Origin of the sequence: Burkholderia lata (assembly GCF_902499025.1) — a bacterium.
In the GTDB taxonomy this organism is placed as follows: Bacteria; Pseudomonadota; Gammaproteobacteria; order Burkholderiales; family Burkholderiaceae; genus Burkholderia; species Burkholderia lata_C.
This window is the reverse complement of the sequence record NZ_CABVPW010000003.1, coordinates 1-19,881: the sequence shown is the minus strand read 5'-3', so window position 1 is coordinate 19,881 and position 19,881 is coordinate 1. Positions and strand designations below refer to the sequence as shown.

Below are 19,881 nucleotides of genomic sequence, written 5' to 3'. Positions count from 1 at the left end.
ATTTTTCTCCCGGCCGGATTAGAATCAACTGCATCGCACGCCCGCTTTCGCGGTGCGCTGCATCCGTTCCGCTTCCCTGCCATTCATCCCGACCATGCAACACCTTCCTGATCTCGAAGCCTGGGCCATCTTTGCGCGCGTCGCGGAGACGGGTTCGTTCGCGAAAGCCGCCGACCTGCTCGGCGTATCGCAGCCGACCGTGTCGAAGGCCATCGCGCGCCTCGAAAAGCGCCTCGGCGCGATGCTGCTGTACCGCACGTCGCGCAAGCTGTCGCTCACGCCGACCGGCGAACTGCTGCGCGACCGCGCGATCCGCCTGCTCGCCGATGCCGAGCTGATCGAGAGCGAAGCGTCCGCGCAGGCGCTCGAACCGCACGGCCTCGTGCGCGTGAATGCGCCGATGTCGTTCGGGCTGCGCCACCTGTCGCCGGTGCTGCCCGCGTTTCTCGAACGCTATCCGCGCGTCGACATCGACCTCGTACTCACCGATCACATCGTCGACATCGTGTCCGGCGGCTTCGACGTCGCGATCCGCATCGCCGAGCTGAGCGATTCGTCGCTGCGCTCGCGCCGGCTCTGCGCGGTGCGCCGGCCGCTCGTCGCATCGCCCGCGTACCTCGACCGGCGCGGCCGGCCCGCGCATCCGCGCGACATCGAACAGCACGTGTGCCTCACCTACACGAACCTGCCGACGCCCGAACACTGGCGCTTTCGCCACCCGGCATCGGGCGACGAGGTCGGCGTATCCGTGCATGGCCGCATCCGCACCAACAACGCGGACGTGATCGTTCCCGCGCTCATCGCTGGTCACGGCCTCGCGCTGCAGCCCGAGTTCCTGATTTGGGAAGCGATGCAGCGTGGCGAGCTCGAGGAAGTGATGTCCGACTGGAAGATCGCCGACATCAACGTCAACCTCGTCACGCCGCCCGGCATGCTGCGCGCCGCGCGCGTGACGGTGCTGCTCGACTTCCTCGCGGAACACTTCTCGCACGCGCCGTGGGCGCTGCCCGCCGCCTGAACACGCAACGGCCGGCGACAGCGGATCGCCGCGGCCGGCCGTTGCCACGAACCCGGCCGGTATCCGTTACTTCGCCGGTACCGCCGCGAGCGACTCGTGCGGCGTCGCGGTGCGTTGCGCGGCCTTGTGGACCATCGTGTACGCGTAGTCGACGCCCATCCCGTATGCACCCGAGTGCTCGCGCACGATCCCCATCACCGCCTCGTACGTATCGCGGCGCGCCCAGTCGCGCTGCCACTCGAGCACGACCTGCTGCCACGTGACCGGCACCGCGCCGGCCTGCACCATCCGCTGCATCGCGAAGTCGTGCGCGTCCTTCGACGTGCCGCCCGATGCGTCGGCCACCATGTAGATTTCGTATTCGCCTTCGAGCATCGCGCACAGCGCGAACGTCGTATTGCAGACCTCGGTCCACAGGCCCGACACGATCACCTTCTTGCGGCCGTTCGCGGCCAGTGCATCGCGCACCTTCTGGTCGTCCCACGAGTTCATCGACGTGCGTTCGAGCGTCTTCTGGTTCGGGAACACGTCGAGCAGCTCCGGGAAGGTATGGCCGGAGAAGGCCTCGGTCTCGACCGTCGTGATGGTGGTCGGCACGTTGAACGCCTTCGCGGCCTTCGCGAGCCCGACGACGTTGTTCTTCAGCGTCTGGCGATCGATCGACTGCACGCCGAACGCCATTTGCGGCTGCTGGTCGATGAAGATCAGCTGGCTGTTCTGCGGCGTCAGTACTTCAAGTTTCGGATTGCTCATGGCGCAAGGTGTCCTGTGAACGAAAAAAAGGGGGGCCTGCCTCGACCGTGAAAACGGGAGGAGCCGGAGGTACGTCGGCGCCGGATCGTCATCCGGGCCGAAATATTTAAGCCGCAAACGCGCGGCGCGAACACCCAAGAAACGGAATCGATCCGATTCCGGAATCGATGCCTGTTCGGGGCTGTCCGCACTTTTTTTCTTCACGCAAACCCGATACGCTTTCAAGACCTTGACGGCGTGCACCGCACCGCTCGTCTGCTATCACGGGACACCCGCCATGAAACCGTATTTCCTGTCGCTGCTTGCCGGCATCCTCGCCGGCGTCATCTACGGCGCGCTCGGCGTGAATTCGCCGGCGCCGCCGATCATCGCGCTCACCGGCCTGCTCGGCATGCTGGCCGGCGAACAGATCCTGCCCGTCGCGCGCCGGATGTTCGCGGGTCATCGCCTGAACACCGCGTGGCGCGACGCACAATGCAGCCAGCACATGTTCGGCGCGCTGCCGGGCGGCAGCCCGAACGACCGCAAGCCGTCGTGATGCGCGCCGTCGCCGGCCGCCGCGCATGACCAACGTCGAGCTGTTTCATTACCTGCTGCTGTTGATCTGCGGTGCGGGCGCGCTCACGTGGCTCGCCGAGCGGATTTCGATTCCGCCGGCCGTCGTGCTGCTGCTCGGCGGCTGCGTGGTCGCGGTCGCCGGCAAGCGCGTGCCCGACATGGACCCGGCGCTGCTGCTCGCGGCCGTGCTGCCGCCGCTGCTGATGTCGAGCGGGTTCTACACCGCGTGGAAGGAATTCCGGCAGGAGCTCGCATCGATCGCGTCGCTCGCGCTCGGCGCGGTGGTGTTCACGACCGTCGCGGTCGCGCTCGCCGTGCATGCCGTGAACCCGGCGCTGCCGTGGGCCGCCTGCTTCACGCTCGGCGCGATCGTGTCGCCGCCCGACGCGGTCGCCGCGAAGGCGATCCTGCAACGCCACCCGCTGCCCGCGCGGCTCGTCGCGGTGCTCGAAGGCGAAAGCCTCGTCAACGATGCGTCGGGCCTGCTGCTGTACCAGATGGCCGTGTCGGCCGCGCTCGCCGTGTCGATCACGGCCACGAGCGCCACCGGCCTGTTCTTCTCGCTCACGCTGATCGGCATCGCGGTCGGCCTCGCGTGCGGCCATGCGATGAGCTGGGTGCTGCCGCGCCTGCGCGATCCGATGCTCGGCATCGTCGTGACCTTCGCGATGGCATGGGGCAGCTACGGTGTCGCCGAAGCCGTCGACGGCTCGGGCGTGCTGTCGGTCGTCACCTGCGGCCTCGTGCTCGGCGTGCGCCAGCATCGCGTGTTCGACGCCGACATGCGGATCAAGGCGAAGGCGACGTGGGAAGCGATCGTGTTCGTGCTCGACGCGCTCGTGTTCATCCTGATCGGCCTCGCGCTGCACGCGATCCTCGCGCGTGTGAACCACGAAGGCGCGGTGCTGATGGCCGGCCTGCGCGTCGCGCTGCCCGCCACCGCCGCCGCGATCGCCGCGCGCATCGTCTGGGTGTTCGTCGCGATGTGGCTGCCGGGCCGCCTGCGCGCGCCGCGCGCCGGCCACGCACCGTGGTCGTGGCGCGAGGCCGTCGTGCTCGGCTGGTCCGGCATGCGCGGCGTCGTGAGCCTCGCGGCCGCGATCGCGCTGCCCGCCAGCTTCCCCGGCCGCGACCTGATCCTGTTCAGCACGTTCCTGCTGATCATCGCCACGCTCGTCGTGCAGGGCGGTATGCTCGCGCCGCTGATCCGCGTGCTGAAGCTGCGCCCGGCCGCGCGCCATACGATGTCCGAGCATGCGGTGCGCGCCCATGCGTTCGGCGCGGCGCTCGCCGAACTCGACGCGCTCGAGCAGCGCGGCTCGACCCTCGAGCGGCCGTCGCTCGACCGTCTGCTCGCCGAATACCGGAACCGCGTCACCTTCAACGAACGCGCGCATCGCCAGGGCGCCGAACCGGCCAGGGTGCGCTCGCGCATGCTGCGCGTCGAACTCGAGCTCGTCGGCGTGTCGCGCCGCGCGCTGCTCGACCTGCATCGCGACGGCAAGGTCGACGACGCCGTGCTGCACCGGATCGAATCGGAACTCGATTTCGAGGAACTGCGGCTGCAGCGGCTGCTCGAACCGTAACGCCCGGCCCAGCCGCCGGCCCCCTCCTTTTTTAATGGAACTGCAATGAGCGAACTGTCCGTCGAAGCGAGCATCGGCTCCGTCGATTACCTCGTCCACTTCAGCGATGGCGTCCACCAGTGGCGCGCCGACGAACCGGCGTCGCTCGGCGGCGGCGATGTCGCGCCCGCGCCTGTCACGCTGCTGCTGTCGAGCCTCGGCGCGTGCACCGCGATCACGCTGAAGATGTACGCGCAGCGCAAGGACTGGCCGCTCACCGAGGTGCACGTGAAGCTCGCGCACGAATCGGGCAGCGCGGGCAGCACGATCGTGCGCCGCATCACGCTGGAAGGCGACCTGTCCGACGAACAGCGCGAGCGCCTGCTGCAGATCGCGAACGCGTGCCCGGTGCACAAGATCCTCACGCATCCGATCACCATCGACACGGCGATCGCCTGACGCGCCCCGCCTCGACCACGAGACCCCACCATGTCCGCTTCGATCAAGACCCTGCTCACGCCGCGCGAAAGCGACATCGGCAACCTCGTCGTGCGCCGTGTGCTGCCCGCGCGCGCCGCGCGCCTCGTCGGCCCGTTCATCTTCTTCGACGAGATGGGGCCGGCCGTGCTGCCGGCCGGCCGCGGCATCGACGTGCTGCCGCACCCGCACATCGGCCTCGCGACCGTCACCTACCTGTTCGACGGCTCGCTGATGCATCACGACAGCCTCGGCTTCCGGCAGAAGATCGTGCCGGGCGACGTGAACTGGATGACGGCCGGCCGCGGCATCGTGCATTCGGAGCGCTCGCCCGACGAAGACCGGCCGCACGACCAGCCGGTGCATGGGATCCAGACCTGGGTCGCGCTGCCGGTCGAGCATGAAGACGCCGCGCCCGCGTTCGTCCATCATGCAGCCGACACGCTGCCTTCATTCACGCGAGACGGTGCAAGCGTGCGCGTGATCGCGGGCACCGCGTTCGGGCTTGCGTCACCGGTCGCCGTGTTCTCCCCGACGCTCTATGCGTATGCGGAATTCGCGGCAGGCGGCACGCTGGCGCTCGACGCCGAACATGAGGAACGCGGCGTGTATCTGGTCGACGGCGACCTCGCGATCGACGGCTCGCCGCTCGCCCCCGCGACGATGGCCGTGCTCGAACCCGGCGCGACCGTGGCGCTCGCCAGCGCGAACGGCGCACGCGTGATGCTGCTCGGCGGTGCGCACCTGCCGGGCGAGCGTTTCATCGAATGGAATTTCGTGTCGAGCGAGCGCGCGAAGATCGACGCGGCCCGCGCGGCGTGGGCCGATCAGACCTTCGGCAAGGTGCCGGGCGAAGAAAACGAGTGGACGCGCCAGCCGGAACGCAAGGCGCAATGAGATGCGATAAGGCGCGGTAAGCGGGATCGCCGGCAAGCAGGCACGCAACGGCCGGCACACATGCCGGCCGTTGTGCGTTTACCGCTTCAATCCCATCAGCTTCGCGAGCGTCGGCCAGCGGTCGAGCGACTCGACGAACGCGCGGCGCGCCTGCTCGTCGACGTAACGCTCGGGATCGAGCGCGGGCAGATGCCGCGCGAGGCCGAGCACGTCGTTCGGTTGCGACAGGCGATCGTCGTCGGCGTCGCCGGGAAGAATTACTGTTCGTCGATCCATACGCCATCCGGAGTTTTCACCGAGTAGCCCTCGGCCGTCTGCATCGTCACCGTGCCCTCGTTCTCGCCCACCATCCGCGTGCGCGGCAGGTCGGCCGCGTACTGCGCGAGCGTCGTGCCCGGCTTGAACGGGCTGTTCGACACGAGGTTCGACAGCAGTTGCGAGAGCGCGAGGAAGCTGGTCGGCTGGTCGATCACGGTCGTCGCGCCGTGGTTGCCGTTAAAGCCCACGAGCCGCACGCCGACCGGCCCGTGCACGATGCGCGGCGTCGGGATCTCGCGCAGGCCCGCGACCTGGTACTTGTCGCCGCGCAACGCGGCGCCATGTTCGGGCACGAACACGATCACCGCGCGGCGGCGCGACTGCGCGATCAGGTCGGCGAGGCGGTCGAAGTCGTCCATCATCTTCGTCGCGCGCTGCGGGTACGAGTCGATGCTCGTCAGCGAACTGCCGACGATCCGGTTGCCGTCGTGCAGGCTGATCGTGTTGTAGTACAACGCGACCGGGCCCGGCACCGACGCGCGCTGCGTGTACCAGTTCGCGAGCGTCGTGTAGTCGTCCTTGATCGCCGAACCGTCGAACGCGTGCATCGCGACGGGTGCGGCCGCGTTCGACACCGGCGGTGCGTCGGGCACCCCGATGTTGTCGTGGATCACCTGCAGGAAGTTGTCGAAGTGGCCATCGTGGTTCAGCAGCGACTGCACCTTGTAGCCCGCGCTCGCCAGTTGCGAGAACAGGTAGCACTGCTGCGGCGCCGGCTTGTACAGGTCGGCGTGCGCTTCCTGCCCGCAGCTCGCGCGCAGCACGCGGATCGCCGCCGGGCCGCTGTAGCTCGCGGCCGTGCTGAAGTTCGTGAACAGGTAGTCGAAGTGACTCAGCATCGGATGGTTGCGTACCTTCGCGGCATCGAGGTCGTCCCACGACAGCGAGCAGATGTGCAGCACGATCACGTCGAACTGCGTGGCCGGATCGTTGCCGAGATGGCCGAACGCGACCTGCCGCTGCGATTCCTGCGTGCGGAACGTCGCGAGCGCGGCGTTGTGGTCCTCGGGCTGGCCGGCGAGCGTCGTGCCCGTCGCGTTGGCCTGCTGCGGGGCCGGCGCGACGACGCGCGCCATCAGCCCGCTGCCGGCCTGCCAAAGCGGCATCACGATCAGCACGGCCAGCACGAACGTCGCGACGCGCAGCCAGCGATTGACGATGAAGTAGACGATCAGCGCGCCGGCCACGGTCAGCAGCAGCACCGGCGGCAGCAGGCGCGGCAGCAGCTCCATCCAGTAGTCGAAGCGGAACGTGCTCACTTCACGCGCGGCCTCGACGAGACGGGCGAGCGGCGGCGCATGCATCTCGCGTGCGAGCAGCGGCACCGCGATCGCGATCGCCGCGATCTGCCGGACGATGCGCCACGCACGCCGGCGGATCGGTGCGCTCGCAGCGAGCGCCACCGCGAACGCGAGGTTCGCGAGCCAGAACGGCTGCAGGTGCCCGGTCGCGAACAGCGCGAACTTCAGGATGAAATACAGATTCCAGAACGTCATCTAACCCACTCCATGATGAGCGCCGCGTCAGTCGCGCGCCCGATCGAGTTTCGGCGCCAGCATGGCCAGCAGGCCCCGCGCCGCACCCTTCCACATCCGCACGTTGCCGTCCAGGCCGATGCGCAACACTTCCTTCAGCCCGCCGAGCGGTGTGTCGACACGCTGGCCTTCGTGCCAGTCGAGCCACGCGTCCGCACGGCCGAACGTGCATTGCACGAGCTGGCGCTCCTGTTCGAGCGTGAGTTCATCGAAGCTCACGCCGACATGGGTCGGCGTCACGCGGCTCACGCGCACCGGGAACGGGAACGGCCGGTCGCCGCGCGTCACGCACACCGTCAGCGTGTCGCCGACGGCAAGCGGGAGCCCCGGCACCGCTTCGAGGCCGAGACCGCCGGTCGAGTAGTCGCTCGTGAAACACGCGGCCGTCGAACCGTCGGCGAGCAGCAGCATGGCCGGCACACGCATCGCGATCCGGTGCGTGACACGCACCTGCTTGGTTTCGCGCGCAACGGCCAGCGCCGCGCCGAGCATCGCGAGGTTGTACACGGTCCAGCCGAGCGTGATCAGGATCGTCGATGCTTCGTCGCCCTGGTCGGCCGCGAGCCGCCACAGGCCGGCGAGGATCGCGAGCACGTTCAGCCCGAACAGCACGAGATACGGTTTCGACGTCGACCAGTCGACGTAGCCTTCGTCGATCTTGCCGCCCTTGTCGGTCACGTTGAACTTGCCGTGCTTCGGGCTGAAGAACGCGACGGTGGTCGGCAGCGCGATGTACCACGCGAGCACCGATTCGTAGACCTCGGCCCAGAACGAATGGCGGTAGCGCCCCTGCATCCGCGAGTTCGCGACGTTCGCGAGCACCAGATACGGGATCACGTAGCTGGCGAGCGCGAGCGCCGACGCGTTGATGAAGTACAGGTGGAAGAACAGGTACGCGAGCGGGATCGTCAGGAACACCAGCCGCGGAATCCCGTAGAAGAAGTGCAGCATCGCGTTGCCGTAGCAGATCCGCTGGATGAGGCCGAGCCCGCGCCCGAGGAACGGGTTGTCGATGCGGAAGATCTGCGCCATCCCGCGCGCCCAGCGCGTGCGCTGCTTCACGTGGCCCGCGAGGCTTTCGGTCGCGAGGCCGGCCGCCTGCACGGTCGGCAGGTACGCCGACGTGTAGCCGCGCCGGTGCAGCTTGAGCGCGGTGTGCGCATCCTCGGTCACGGTCTCGACCGCGACGCCGCCCACCTCTTCCAGCGCGCTGCGCTTGAGCACCGCGCACGAGCCGCAGAAGAACGTCGCGTTCCACAGGTCGTTGCCCGACTGCACGAGCCCGTAGAACAGGTTGCCCTCGTTCGGGATCTCGCGGAACGTGCCGAGGTTGCGCTCGAACGGGTCGGGCGAGAAGAAATGGTGCGGCGTCTGCACCAGCGCGCACTTCGGGTCGCGCAGGAACACGCCCATCGTCGTCTGCAGGAACGAGCGCGTCGGCACGTGATCGCAGTCGAAGATCGCGATGTATTCGCCGTGCGTCTTCGGCAGCGCACGGTTGATGTTGCCGGCCTTCGCGTGGCGGTTGTCGTCGCGCGTCACGTAATCGATGCCGGCCTCGCGCGCGAACGCCTCGAATTCGGGGCGCTTGCCGTCGTCGAGCAGGTACACGCGCAGCTTGGCCGTCGGCCAGTCGATGCTCTGCGCGGCGAATACCGTCGGCTTCACGACCGACAGCGGCTCGTTGTAGGTCGGGATGTAGATGTCGACGGTCGGCCAGGTGTCGGGATCGTCGGGCAGCGGCACGATCGGCCGGTCGAGCGGCCACGCGGTCTGCACGAAGCCGAGCAGCAGGATCATCCACGTATAGGCTTCCGCGCCGTACAGCAGGTAGCCGGCGATGGCCTCGACCGGGCCGCGGAAATCGAGCGTCTGCGTGGTGCGCCACCACACGTAGCGCACCGTCGCGAGCAGCGCGAGCGATGCGAGTGCCAGCGTCGGCAGGTGGCCCGGCAGGCGACGCAGCGCGAGCGCCAGCACCGCGACGATCGCGAAGAATGCGAACTGCGCGCCGGGCATCAGCGGCGACATCCCGGCCGCGGCCCACAGCAGCGCGCCGGCCACGAGCAGCAGCGGCGCGAGCCAGGGGCGCCGGCCGACGCCGTTCGCGCGCGCATCGAGCCAGCCGCCCCAGCGCACCCACGGCAGGCGCGCGAGCATCGCGTCGATACGCCGGCCGACCGCGCGCCCGGCGACGTAGACGGGCACGACATAGGTGTCGAACCACGCGAGCGGATCGCGCGCGGGCCGGCCGTCGGCCGTGCGCGGCGCCCGCACGATCGAGCGCCACAGCCATTCGCGCGGGCTGAGCGGCTGCAGCACGCCCCACTGTTGCGCCAGCCGCAGGGTCGCGACGCGCACCCAGCGGCGCACGTGATCGGGCCGGCCCGGCGGCGGTGCGTGGAAGAACAGCCGCACGAGCCAGTCGACCAGCGTGCGTTGCGCCGGCAACCCGATGCCGCGCGCGAGCCAGTCGGCCGTGCGATGGCCGATTGCGCGCAGGCGCAGCACGAAGCCCGCGTTCATCGCGCCGCTCCTCGGCGACCGGCGGCGCCTGCCGCCAGCCACGTATCGACCCAGTTCGCGACCCCGTTCAGGTCATGCGACGCCTGCGAATACGGCGCGTCGTCGAAGATCCAGCTGCCGCGCGCGAGTGCTTCGGGCATGGCCGCATCGACGTGGATGCGCTGCTCGAGCATCGATGCGGGCCCCGCGACCGCGCGCAGCATCGCGAGCGCGTCGCGCTGCATGTCGCGCGCCGGATTCAGCCGGTTCACGACGATCTGCAGTTCGCCGCCGCCGGCGCGCAGCGCACCGAGGCGCGCGGCCGTGGTCGCGCAGGCGGTCGGCTCGGGCGGCACGACGACGAGCGTCAGGTCCGCGCGGCGAATCGCCTGCTCGGCCTGCGTCGACGGATAGCGTGCGGTGTCGATCAGCACGACGCCGTCGGCCGGCAGCGCAATCTCGTCGATCCCGCGCGACAGCCACGCGGGATCGGCCGCGAGCCGCGCATCGCACGCGGCGGCGCCGGCCGCGTCGAGCTGCCCGTACGGGACGAACAGCACACCGTCGGCGTTACGCCACGTATGCGCGTGCCACGGCTCGGCGCCGCCGAGCACGCTCTGCGCGAGGCCGTGCTCGGCCAACGAGTCGAGGCCGAGCGTCGCGCCCATCAGGTTCTGCGCATCGAATTCGACGGCGACGACCGGCCGGCCGCGGCGCGCGAGCAGCACCGCGAGTGCGGCCGTGAGCGTCGTGCGGCCTGCGCCGCCCGTCGTCGACGTAATGGCGATCGTTTTCATCGGGCCGCCTCATCAGCACGCTGGCCGCGCTCCGCATCGGGCAGCAGCCGCCCGCGCAGCGCGACCGGCACGAGTTCGCAGGGCACCGCGTCGCGCCGGTCGATGCCGCGCGGTGCATGAAAGCCGCGGCCGATGCCGAGGTGCTGCGCGACGATCCACACGGGCACCGCGATCACGATGCCGACGATGAAACCGATGACGATGACGGCGATCATGCGACCCCCTCCTTGCGCAGCGGCATCGCGCTGCGGACGGCGCTGCGCTTGCGCGCGGCGGGAATGCCGGGTTCCGGCACCGATGCGTCGGCGGCCGCGGCCGTCGGCATTGCACCGATCGCCTCGAGCGCGACGATCGTATCGATCGCGTCGATCGCCCCGCTCACTTCGCTCGCGTCGGGCAATGCGTCGCCAGGATTGGCGTGCGCGGGCGATGAGCGCCTCGCGCCCGCCGGTTGCGTGACCGCGAACAGATCGCTGTAGTCGGCGATCGGCGCGCGCCGGTTCTCGGCCTTCAGCGCATTGAGCTCGGTGTCGATGCTGCCGTGCCCGAGGCACACGACGCGATCGGACAGCGTGTCGACCGGCACGTCGAAGATGCGTGCGAGCGCGTCCTCCGCATCGGCCGGTTCGCACGCGAACAGGAATACGTACAGGTGCGCGGCATCGGCCGTCACGACGTCGCCCGCCCGGCGCGGCCGGCAAAACCGCAGCGCGTCGACGTGCGATACGCCCGGCAGCAGCGCGATCTTCGCGAGCGTGTGCGGCAGCGCGAGCACGGCGCCGCGATCGAGCACCGCGCGAACCCGCAGGCAGAACGCGCCGACCGGCAGGTAGCCGAGCACCGAATCGCCGAGCGCGGCCGCGAGCGCCGCCCGATAGTCGGGCGCGACGGGCCGCGCATAGAGCTGGCCGCGCAGCGCGTGCACGGCAGCCTGCATCCGCGATACCGGCAAGTCACGCGCGACGACGCGGCTCGCGCCGACGCTCAGCACGAGCATCTCGAACTGCTGGCGCAGCACTTCGCCGCGCTCGACGACCGCGATCTTCAGCGCACCGCCGCACTGCCGGCGCAGCGCGTGCACGTCCGCGCACAGCGCCTCGAGCTGCGCATGCGAACGGAAGACCAGCACCGCGGTCGCGGCCTGCGCATGCGCGCACGCGGCGACGACGGCCGCGTTGTCTTCGACGATTTCCCAGCCGTCCGGCGCGCGGTTCGTGCCTTCGAGCACGGCGCGGCTGACGACGACGCGATCCTCGTCGCTCGCGAGCTTCATCCGGTGCGCGGGCTCGGTCGCGCCGCCGTCGACGTTCGCCGACAGCCGGCCGCCCGGCGCAAAGCGCAGCGGCCGGACTTCGCCGGCCGCGAGCGTGTCGCCCGCCCGCCAGAAATCGACGACCCACAGCAGCTCGCCGTGCGTGCGCTGCAACTGCGCGACGCCCGAGCAGATACCGTGGAAGCCGCTGCGCGGCGTGCGATCCGCGTCGCGCACGAGCGGGGCATCGTCGGTGCGCGCTTCGTCGCCCGCACGGGTCGCTTCGGGATCGAGCAGCAGCACGAGCGCGATCCGGCGCGTGCGGCACCAGTCGGCAAGTGCATGCGCCTCGTCGGCGAGCGCGATCGGGTCGTCCCAGCTGAACCAGCGCTGCGCGCCCTCGATGAAATACAGCGAGCGCGCGCGAAAACCGTAGCGCTTCATCGCGCGCAGGCCGCCGGTCAGCCGCGCGAACGGGCCCGGTGCCGTGCGGCGCGGTGCGTCCGCCGTCGCGCCGGCGCCGGGGTTGTCGCCGTTGGCCGGCTCGAGCGCCGGCGGCATCGCCAGCACGTTCAGATTGCGCGGCCAGCCGGCCGGCAGTGCGCCGCCTGCGAAGCCCCGCGCCTGCATCTGGTCGGCGACGTGCGCCGCGTCGCGCGCGAGCACGACGGTCACGTCGCGCGTGCGTGCCTGTCGCGCGCTCTCCCAGACGAGCGCATCGCAGGCCGGCGTGCCGCCGGCCGCGTAGATCGCGTACAGGCCGCCGGCTTCCAGTTGCGTCCACGCATCGGGCAAGCCGTCGATCGCGAGCCGGCTCACCGTGCCGATACGGCCGCCGGCCGGCGCGCCCAGCAGCGCACGCAGGCGGCCCAGCAGGCCGGCGGCGCCGAGCGCGGGACGGGTGGCATCGAGTTCCGTATTCACGGCGTTCCCCTAGTAATCCGAATAAAGCCGCACCGGCGTCGGCGTGACGAGCCAGCTGCGTTGCGCGCGCGCGTCGAACGCATAGCGCAGGTACACGAGCGCCGAACTCGGCGCGTAGTCGTGCGACCGGTCGACTTTCAGTTGCGCGCCGACACTCAGGTGCGGGTTCACGCGGTACTCGACGATCCCGTTGATGCCGTACGAGAACGACACGCCGCGCGTCGAGCTGCCCGCGTACACGAACCCGGCCGCCACCTGCGCGGCCCGCTGGTCCGCGGACATCGGGTAGAACAGCGAATCCTTCTCGTAGCTGTTCGAGATCCCGCCCGTGAAGGTCAGGTCCCACGACAGCGCATCGTGCCGCCCCGCCCATTCGATCGGCACGCCGAGCGACAGGTAGCGTTGCGGGCTGTAGTAACCGCCCTGCCCGTACGTGTAGTAGCGCAGGTTCTGTGCGTAGTGCCACGCGTTGCCGACGAGCCCGGTGCTGACCTTCATCGTCGCGCGCTCGTACACGGGCATCGTGAAACCCGTGCGCAGCGTGACTTCCGCGTTGCGCTCGACGTTGCGGCCGGACAGCACGCCCGCGCCGAGTTCCGCGAACAGGTTCGCACGGCCGACGTCGACCGACGCGCGCAGGTTCACGCCGTCGCGACGCACGCCGCCCCAGACCGCGCCCGTCCACGGGTCGCGCATCCCCGAGTACGACAGCACGCTGCTCGTCTCCGGGCGCCGCGACGCGTTCACCGAGAAACTGGCCGGGCCCGCGTCGAAGCGATAGCGCACGCCACCGACGAGGTAATGCACGGGGAAACCGAGCGGCGACGTGCCGAGATCGAAGCGCCAGGCGTCCGTCAGATAGCCGGCACCGAGCGCGACGCCCGTGGCCGTCTGGTGCAGCGAGCCCGGCGGATTCGCGATGGCGGCAGGCGTCAGCGCGTTCTGCGCCTTGAGCGCCGCGTAGGTGCCGAACGTACTGAGCGAATACGCGTTCGGGTTGCTCGTGTCGAGCGTGCCCGGGTCGAGATGCACGGTGTCGATCTGCGCGAACACGTGCCCGTCGTAGCGGATCGGCATCTGCAGGTAGATCGGCACCTGCTGCGCGCGATACGACGAGATGCCTTCGTCGCCCGACTTGTACGCGGGCGTCCAGCCGGTTTCGATCTCGGGATTGCGCCGCTGCTGGAGATCCGCGAACGCGGCCTGCGCGGGCGTCAGTCCATCACGGCCCGGGCTCACGCCGGTCGCACGTTCCTGCGACTGCGACATCCGGTACAGCGACGCCGCGTCGTCATAGCGACCCTGTGCCTCGGCCACGCGGCCGGCCGCGACCGTCACATCCGGGCGCGACGGATACGCGGCATGCAGCCGGTCGGTCACCTGCACCGCTTCGTCCGGGCGGCGCAGCGCGTTCAGGCGGCGCACGGCCGACAGTTGCGTGTCGACGTCGCCGTCCGGCGTGCGTGCGAGCACCGCCTGCACGCGCGCCAGCGCGGCCGCGCGATTGCCGCTGTCCTCGTCGATGCGCGCCAGCGCGAGCTGCGTATCGGCATCGTCCGGCGTGCGCGCGACGACCGGTGCGAGCGCCGCGCGCGCCGCGTCGTAATGGCCTTGCGCACGTTCGAGATCGGCCAGTTCGAGCGCATAGCGCTTGTCCGTGCGGCCGGCCGGGCTTGCACGATCGAGCAGCTTGCGCGCCTGCGCGTAATCCTGCTGCGCGATCGCGTCGTCCGTCTGCCGCAACACCAGCCGCAGCGACTGGTCCTCGATCCTCGCCGTCTGCGCGGGCGTCAGCGACGGTTCGCGGCGCAGCGTGTCGAGCCACGCGGCAAGCGCATCGTCGCGTCCCGCGCTGCCGAGCAGATCGCCGTAGCGCAGCCGCACGTCCGCATCGGTTTCGCGCGGGTGCGCGGCGATCCAGTCGTGCAACGGCGCGAGGCCGCGCTCGGGTTCGCCCGCATCGATCCACTGCGCGCCGATCGCGGCGAGCATGTCGGGATCGTCCGGCGCACGCGCCTGCGCCTGCGCGAGCGACGCGGCAAACGCCGTGCGGTCGCCGCGCGCGAGCGCACCGCGTGCGTCGGCCAGCGCGCTTTCGGCGTCGAGCTTGCGCGCGAGCGCACGCATCCCGTCCGACCGGTGCGCGTCGTCGACCGGCGCAAGCGCGGCCTGCGCACCCGCGACGTCGTCGAGCGAATGGCGATACAGCGCGGTCGCGTAGCGCATCTCGGGCGTCGCGCTTTGCGCAAGGCCGTCGTCCATCACCGTGCGGCCGAGCTGCGGCAACCCCATGTCGCGATAGAGGCGCGCGAGCGCGAAGCGCGTCCACGGCGCGTCGGGCGCCGCGCGCACGGCCGCCTCGTAGCGTTGCGCGGCGGGCCCGCGTTCGCCCTTGTCCGCAAGCGCGCGCGCCTGGTTCGCGAGCAGGTCGGCACGCAGGCCGTCGAGCGCGCGCCGATCGTCGCGGCCCGTCACGCGGCCTTGCAGTGCGTCGAGCAGCGGGCCGACCTTGTCCGCGCGGCCGGTGTTCTCATACAGCGTGGCCGTGCCGCGCACGGCCGCGAGGTTCGGCGAACGTGCGGCCAGCAGCTCGCGCAGCAACGGCTCCGCGCGCGTCCAGTCGCGCTGCGCGAGCAACGCATCGGCAAGCTGCAGCTTCGCGTCCGGGCTGTCCGGCTGCATCGCGAGTGCCGCGCGTGCGGCACGCTCCTCGTCCTGCGGACGGCCTGCTGCGGCCGCCGCGCGGCCTTGCGCGAGCAGCCCCCAGAACTGCGCGGTGCGCGCGAGGCTCTGCCATTTGCCGCGCTGGTCGGTCGAAAGCATCGCGGCGCGCGTGAACAGCGTGCGCGCTTCGTCGTGCCGCCCTTCGCGCAGGCGCAGCAGGCCGAGCCCGCCCACCGCGTCGGCGTCGTCCGTGCGTGCCCGCGCGGCGCGCGTGAGCAGCGGATCGGCGCCGGCCAGGTCGCCGCGCGCAAGTGCCTGCAGGCCGCGCTGCTGCGCGATGTAGTCGGGATTGCGTTCGAGCTGGCGCTGCGCGTCGCGCTGGCGATCCAGGGTCGCCACGCGGTCGATGAATTCGGTATCGTCCGGCACGAGCGCGAGATACGCGTGCAGCGCATCGAGATACGCGGGATCGCTGCCGGCCGACTGCAGCACGCGCCGCCACAGCGCCATCGCCTCCGTACGGTCGGCGTCGGTGCGCTTCGCGAGCGCCCAGGCGATCCGGTTCGCTTCCGGCCGCGTATCGGCGCGCTGGTTCAGGAGCCGAGCAAGCGCCATCGTCGCGCTCGTGTCCTGCGGATCGGCCGCGACGGCGCGACGCAGCGCGGCGATCGCCGGCTCACGACCGCCCGGTGCATTCGACACGATCTGGTAATACTCGGCGCCGAGCGCGCCCGACGGTGCGCCGTTCGGAAACAGCGCGACGATCCGCCTGGCCGCCTCGTCGGTGCGACCGCTGCGCGCGAGCAGGCGGATCTGCGCCATCTCGCCGCGCCCGCTCGTCGCGACGCGGTATTCGTCAGCCACCCGCCGCGTGGCGGGCGCATTCGGCGACTGCGCCTGCAGGCGCGCGAGCGACGCCTGCGCGCCTTTCGCGTCGCCGAGCCGCAGCAGCACGCGCACCTGTTCGGCCAGCAGCTCGGGATCGCCCGGCGCGATCAGCAGCCCCTTGCGCAGCGCATCGCGTGCGAGGTCGTCGCGATGCTTGACGCCCCACATCCGCGCGGTGTCGAGCTGACGCTGCGCATCGGCGGACGCGGAAGTCGCCGGTGCCGCGGGGTTCGCCATCGTCGCGTCCGCTGCAGTGCCCGGCGCCGCCGCGCACACCGACGACGCGAGCCACGCGAACCCCGCGACGTGCGGCGCGGCGCGCTTCAGCGGGCGGCGCACGAACGGCCTCCCCAGCGGGCGTCGAGCGTGCCGTCCGCGCCGAACCGGTAGCGTCCGTCGCGCCAGCCGAGCCCGAACAGCGTCAGCACACTCGTGTAGTAACCGGGCGCCGACTGGCGCGCGAGCGTATCGACACGCGCCGCCTGTGCATCCGCGAGCGCGCGCTGGCCGCGTGCGTCGAGGAACGGCACGGCTGCCGCCGAGAACCCGCCGTTGCCGTCGTTCGGCCCCGCGACGCCCGTCGTCGTGTCGACCTTCTCCGGCGGCGCGCCATGCGCGGCAATGTAGTCGGCGAACGGCGCAAAACGCGCGAGCATCGGGGCGGCGAGCGGATCGGCGCGGTCGAGCATGCCGGCCCACAGATACACGCGGATCGCGTTGTACGCGCTCTCCGCATGCGTGTCGCGATCGGGCCCGAAACCCGTGCCCGCGCGATACAGCGCCCAGTCGGGCGAAAAGCCTTTCGGTGCGGTGTCGAGCAGCACGCGGCCGGTGCTGGAGACGAGCGCGGCCCAGCGCGTGTCGTCGGCCAGGCGCGCGCCGAGCGCGCGAATCACCTGCGGCGGCGAATAGCTCGGATTCACGCGCCACTGGCCGTCGGCGAGCTTGAACCCCGTCGGCCCCGGCAGCAGCGTGAGGCCGAGGCCCGGCACGGTCGCCGTCTCGTCGTCGAGCACGCGCTTCGCGAGCAGCGCGCCGCGCGCCGTGTAGCTGCGCTCGTGCCACAGCCGCCCGGCCTCGACGAGCGCATACGCGATCCACAGGTCGGCGTCCGACGCCGCGTTCGCATCGAGCACGCGCCACGCGCCGTCGGGCGCGCGGCCCCACAGCCACGCGGGCAGGTGCGCGCTCAGGTCGCCCTGTGCGAGGTTGTTCTCGGTCCATGCGAGGATCGTGTCGAACATGCGCCGGTCGTTCGCGACCAGCGCGAAGAAAAGTCCATACGCCTGCCCCTCCGACACCGTGCGTGAATCGGCCGAACCGACGTCGATCACGCGGCCGTCGGCCGAGATGAAATCGCGCTTGAACGCGTCCCAGCGCGGCCATGCCGCGCTGCACCCCGCGTCGGCCGCGCCGTTCGCGCCGGCCCCCGCGGCCTGCGCGCGCGTGGCCATGCTGGCCGCCGCGCACGTCACCGCAACCGCCAGCGCGAGTGCCGCACCGACGCGCCGCGCCGGTCGCATTGCCCGTCGCTTCGCCATTGCCCGCGCCATCCGTTACATCCCCCGTCGGCGCGCGGCGATTCTCTGCAGCACGCTGAACACGCCGAGCGCGAGCAGCAGCCCCGCGACGACGCCGACCGCGCCGAGCACGACCGGATGCCGCGCCGCTTGCGTCCACACGCGCGCATACCACGGCACGAAGCCGACCACGTAAGGGTCGCCGACACGCACGCTGTCGACCTGCCCCGGCCGCACCAGCGCGAGGTCGCCCTGCAGCTGCGACACGAGCCCGGCGTTCTCGAACACGTCGAGCAGATCGCCGAGGCGCGGCTGGTCGGTCGCCGTCAGCGCGATGACGCTGCGCCCGCGGCTGCCCGGCAGCTCGAACCCGGCGAGCGCCGCGAGCGAGCCCGTCTGCTCGATATGCGCGCCGCCTTCGGTCAGGCCGACGCCGTTGCGCCAGCGCTCCTTCACCGAGAACGCGACGCGCGCGGCGCCTTCGCCACCCGCGCTGCCCTGCTCGCCGATCACGAGCGGCAGCGCCGAACGCCAGTGCGCGAGCAGCGGCGACGCGGGCGAGCCGTCGATCACGAGGAGATCCTTGCTGCCCGACAGCGCGGCGACGTCGCCGGGCCGCGCAACCTGCACGCGCAGCGCCGGGAAGCCGGTCCATTCGCCCATGTGGCCGAGCATCGTCAGGTAGGCCTCGAGCTCCTGCGCCGACGGCCGGTCAGGCATCACGACGGCCGTCTGCGACAGGTCGGCGAAGCGCGTGAACGGGAAGCCGCTGTTCGCGAAGAACGCGAGGTTCGGCAATTGCGCGTAATGGACGAAGTGCGAAAAGTCGATTGTCGAATCGGGATCGATCGCCGCGCGCTGCGGCTCGGTCGCCGTGCTCGAGCACAGGCCCGTCTTCTGCGAGTCGAGCGTGAAGCGGAATTGCAGCTGGTTGCCGCTGCCGACCCGGAACGCCGGGATGTCGACGTCGCTCGTCACGCGCCCTTCCGGCACCGACAGCAACGGCAGCTGCATGCGGCCGTGCGCGTCCTCGGCATGGGCCGGCCCGAGCCGGTAGGACTTCACGAGCTGGTCGTTGATCTCGACCGCGAGCGTCGAGTTGTCCTGCACCGTCGGCGCCGTGTAGCGGTAGCGCAGCGTGATCGGCACGCCCGCGCCGTTCCACGAATGCAGGTCGGACGGTACGCGCAGGTTCAGGCGAATGGCGTCGGGCGACGTGCCGCGCACTTCCAGCTCGCGCGTATCGGATACGAGTTCGCGGAACGTGATCGGCCGGTTCACGGGCAGCCAGCGCGGCGCATCGTACGGCTTGCGCGGCGCGCCGAGATCGACGTGCGCGACCGTCGCCGACGGCCCCGACAGCGCCACGCGGCCCAGCACGAGTGTCGCGACCGCATCGTCGACCTCGGCCGCCGTGCGGCCCGTGACGACGAGCAGCTTGCGCCCCGGCGCGGCCGGGTTGTCGGCCACCGCGAGCAGCGGGCCGTTGATCGACGGCAGCGCGAGGCCGGCCGGCAGCGTCGCGGCCGTGCCGATCACCACCGCCTGATCGTCGGTCGGCAGCCCGGTCGATACCGGGAACCGCGCATGCCGGTAGTCGGCCAGCGCGCCGAACCACGACGCGAGCACGCCCGCGCTGCGCAGCGTCGCCGAATCGGGCGACGCCGGCAGCACGAACGGCAGCCGCACGCGGCCGTTGTCGCGCCGGTCGAAGAACGGCGCGGGCAGCAGCCCGAGATCGTTCGGCAGGCGAACCGGCGATTCGTCGAGGATCAGCTCGCTCTTCGGGCTCACGTCGGCCCACAGCGCCGAGTTCGACGGATCCTCGCAATGGTCGAGCGTGTAGTGCGCGATCAGGCGCAGGCCGATCTGGTTGAAATCCGAGAAGTAGCGCGGGTCGATCGGGATCTCTTGCGTGACCGTGCGGCCCGCCTGCGCGGCGTCGAACGGGACGGTCGCGATGACCTCGCCGTTCACCGACACCTTCAGGTGCGACATCGGGAACACCAGCGACGGCGAATACGCGTAGGTCAGGCGCAGCCGTGCGCCGGTGACCACGCGATCGAGCCGTACGCCCGCGTTGATCGTGCGCGCGTCGTCGGCGCCGCGCAGGCGCAGCGGATCGAACGCGCCGAGCGATGCGAACGGCAGGCGCACCGTCGTCGCCGGCAGGCCGGCCGCGGCCGCGCTGGCCGCCGCAGGCACGGCCG

General features: G+C 70.9%; 15 protein-coding genes. 5 read left to right on the top strand and 10 right to left on the bottom strand.

The window, feature by feature from the left end; genetic code table 11:
• Positions 1-94 precede the first annotated feature (94 nt).
• Positions 95-1,018, top strand: coding sequence for a LysR family transcriptional regulator (locus tag BDI24065_RS03305; RefSeq protein WP_175030000.1), 924 nt, complete (start codon positions 95-97; stop codon positions 1,016-1,018).
• 66 nt (positions 1,019-1,084) lie between these two features.
• On the opposite strand, the gene BDI24065_RS03300 is transcribed toward BDI24065_RS03305, so the two are convergent.
• A complete protein-coding gene (locus BDI24065_RS03300) occupies positions 1,085-1,771 on the bottom strand; it encodes a hydrolase (RefSeq protein ID WP_175029999.1) in 687 nt (228 codons plus the stop codon).
• Between the two features lie 277 nt (positions 1,772-2,048).
• Here BDI24065_RS03300 and BDI24065_RS03295 point away from each other — a divergent pair, with 277 nt between their 5' ends.
• The 4 genes from BDI24065_RS03295 to BDI24065_RS03280 are packed head-to-tail and all read left to right on the top strand — an operon-like array spanning position 2,049 to position 5,268.
• Complete coding sequence (locus BDI24065_RS03295) at positions 2,049-2,309, top strand: XapX domain-containing protein (protein WP_175029998.1); 261 nt, start codon at positions 2,049-2,051, stop codon at positions 2,307-2,309.
• 25 nt (positions 2,310-2,334) lie between these two features.
• Positions 2,335-3,915, top strand: a complete 1,581-nt coding sequence (locus BDI24065_RS03290; protein ID WP_175029997.1) for a cation:proton antiporter — start codon at positions 2,335-2,337, stop codon at positions 3,913-3,915.
• A gap of 45 nt (positions 3,916-3,960) precedes the next feature.
• Positions 3,961-4,353, top strand: a complete 393-nt coding sequence (locus tag BDI24065_RS03285) for an OsmC family protein (protein ID WP_175029996.1) — start codon at positions 3,961-3,963, stop codon at positions 4,351-4,353.
• A 30-nt stretch (positions 4,354-4,383) separates the two neighbouring features.
• Positions 4,384-5,268: a pirin family protein gene (locus tag BDI24065_RS03280; protein ID WP_175029995.1), complete on the top strand. Its 885-nt coding sequence runs from the start codon at positions 4,384-4,386 to the stop codon at positions 5,266-5,268.
• Positions 5,269-5,346: 78 nt separating this feature from the next.
• Here BDI24065_RS03280 and BDI24065_RS03275 read toward each other — a convergent pair whose 3' ends face one another.
• The 9 genes from BDI24065_RS03275 to bcsB all read right to left on the bottom strand — a co-directional run.
• On the bottom strand, positions 5,347-5,544 hold the full coding sequence (locus BDI24065_RS03275) for a hypothetical protein (protein WP_175029994.1): 198 nt from the start codon (positions 5,542-5,544) through the stop codon (positions 5,347-5,349).
• Positions 5,526-7,082, bottom strand: a complete 1,557-nt coding sequence (bcsG, locus tag BDI24065_RS03270) for a cellulose biosynthesis protein BcsG (protein WP_175029993.1) — start codon at positions 7,080-7,082, stop codon at positions 5,526-5,528. Before bcsG ends, BDI24065_RS03275 begins: the two co-directional genes overlap by 19 nt.
• Positions 7,083-7,109: 27 nt before the next feature.
• Positions 7,110-9,647, bottom strand: a complete 2,538-nt coding sequence (gene bcsA / locus BDI24065_RS03265) for a UDP-forming cellulose synthase catalytic subunit (RefSeq protein ID WP_175029992.1) — start codon at positions 9,645-9,647, stop codon at positions 7,110-7,112.
• Positions 9,644-10,423: a cellulose biosynthesis protein BcsQ gene (gene bcsQ / locus BDI24065_RS03260; protein WP_175029991.1), complete on the bottom strand. Its 780-nt coding sequence runs from the start codon at positions 10,421-10,423 to the stop codon at positions 9,644-9,646. Before bcsQ ends, bcsA begins: the two co-directional genes overlap by 4 nt.
• Positions 10,420-10,638 carry a hypothetical protein gene (locus BDI24065_RS03255; RefSeq protein WP_175029990.1) on the bottom strand — a complete coding sequence of 73 codons (219 nt, stop codon included), beginning with the start codon at positions 10,636-10,638 and terminating at the stop codon, positions 10,420-10,422. The genes bcsQ and BDI24065_RS03255 overlap by 4 nt, the downstream gene beginning before the upstream one ends.
• Positions 10,635-12,599, bottom strand: a complete 1,965-nt coding sequence (gene bcsE, locus BDI24065_RS03250; RefSeq protein WP_175029989.1) for a cellulose biosynthesis protein BcsE — start codon at positions 12,597-12,599, stop codon at positions 10,635-10,637. Before bcsE ends, BDI24065_RS03255 begins: the two co-directional genes overlap by 4 nt.
• Positions 12,600-12,608: 9 nt before the next feature.
• Positions 12,609-16,490 carry a cellulose synthase subunit BcsC-related outer membrane protein gene (locus tag BDI24065_RS03245; RefSeq protein WP_175029988.1) on the bottom strand — a complete coding sequence of 1,294 codons (3,882 nt, stop codon included), beginning with the start codon at positions 16,488-16,490 and terminating at the stop codon, positions 12,609-12,611.
• A complete protein-coding gene (bcsZ, locus tag BDI24065_RS03240) occupies positions 16,475-17,704 on the bottom strand; it encodes a cellulose synthase complex periplasmic endoglucanase BcsZ (protein ID WP_175029987.1) in 1,230 nt (409 codons plus the stop codon). Before bcsZ ends, BDI24065_RS03245 begins: the two co-directional genes overlap by 16 nt.
• Positions 17,705-17,707: 3 nt before the next feature.
• On the bottom strand, positions 17,708-19,881 hold a 2,174-nt coding region (gene bcsB / locus BDI24065_RS03235), incomplete at its 5' end, for a cellulose biosynthesis cyclic di-GMP-binding regulatory protein BcsB (RefSeq protein ID WP_175029986.1).

Bases quoted from the DNA above. Each gene is read 5' to 3' on its own strand.
- bcsQ (WP_175029991.1), bottom strand. From the start codon at position 10,423: ATGAAAACGATCGCCATTACGTCGACGACGGGCGGCGCAGGCCGCACG.
- bcsZ (WP_175029987.1), bottom strand. From the start codon at position 17,704: ATGGCGCGGGCAATGGCGAAGCGACGGGCAATGCGACCGGCGCGGCGC.
- BDI24065_RS03280 (WP_175029995.1), top strand. From the start codon at position 4,384: ATGTCCGCTTCGATCAAGACCCTGCTCACGCCGCGCGAAAGCGACATC.
- BDI24065_RS03255 (WP_175029990.1), bottom strand. From the start codon at position 10,638: ATGATCGCCGTCATCGTCATCGGTTTCATCGTCGGCATCGTGATCGCG.
- BDI24065_RS03285 (WP_175029996.1), top strand. From the start codon at position 3,961: ATGAGCGAACTGTCCGTCGAAGCGAGCATCGGCTCCGTCGATTACCTC.
- BDI24065_RS03305 (WP_175030000.1), top strand. From the start codon at position 95: ATGCAACACCTTCCTGATCTCGAAGCCTGGGCCATCTTTGCGCGCGTC.
- bcsG (WP_175029993.1), bottom strand. From the start codon at position 7,082: ATGACGTTCTGGAATCTGTATTTCATCCTGAAGTTCGCGCTGTTCGCG.
- BDI24065_RS03295 (WP_175029998.1), top strand. From the start codon at position 2,049: ATGAAACCGTATTTCCTGTCGCTGCTTGCCGGCATCCTCGCCGGCGTC.
- BDI24065_RS03300 (WP_175029999.1), bottom strand. From the start codon at position 1,771: ATGAGCAATCCGAAACTTGAAGTACTGACGCCGCAGAACAGCCAGCTG.
- BDI24065_RS03275 (WP_175029994.1), bottom strand. From the start codon at position 5,544: ATGGATCGACGAACAGTAATTCTTCCCGGCGACGCCGACGACGATCGC.
- bcsA (WP_175029992.1), bottom strand. From the start codon at position 9,647: ATGAACGCGGGCTTCGTGCTGCGCCTGCGCGCAATCGGCCATCGCACG.
- BDI24065_RS03290 (WP_175029997.1), top strand. From the start codon at position 2,335: ATGACCAACGTCGAGCTGTTTCATTACCTGCTGCTGTTGATCTGCGGT.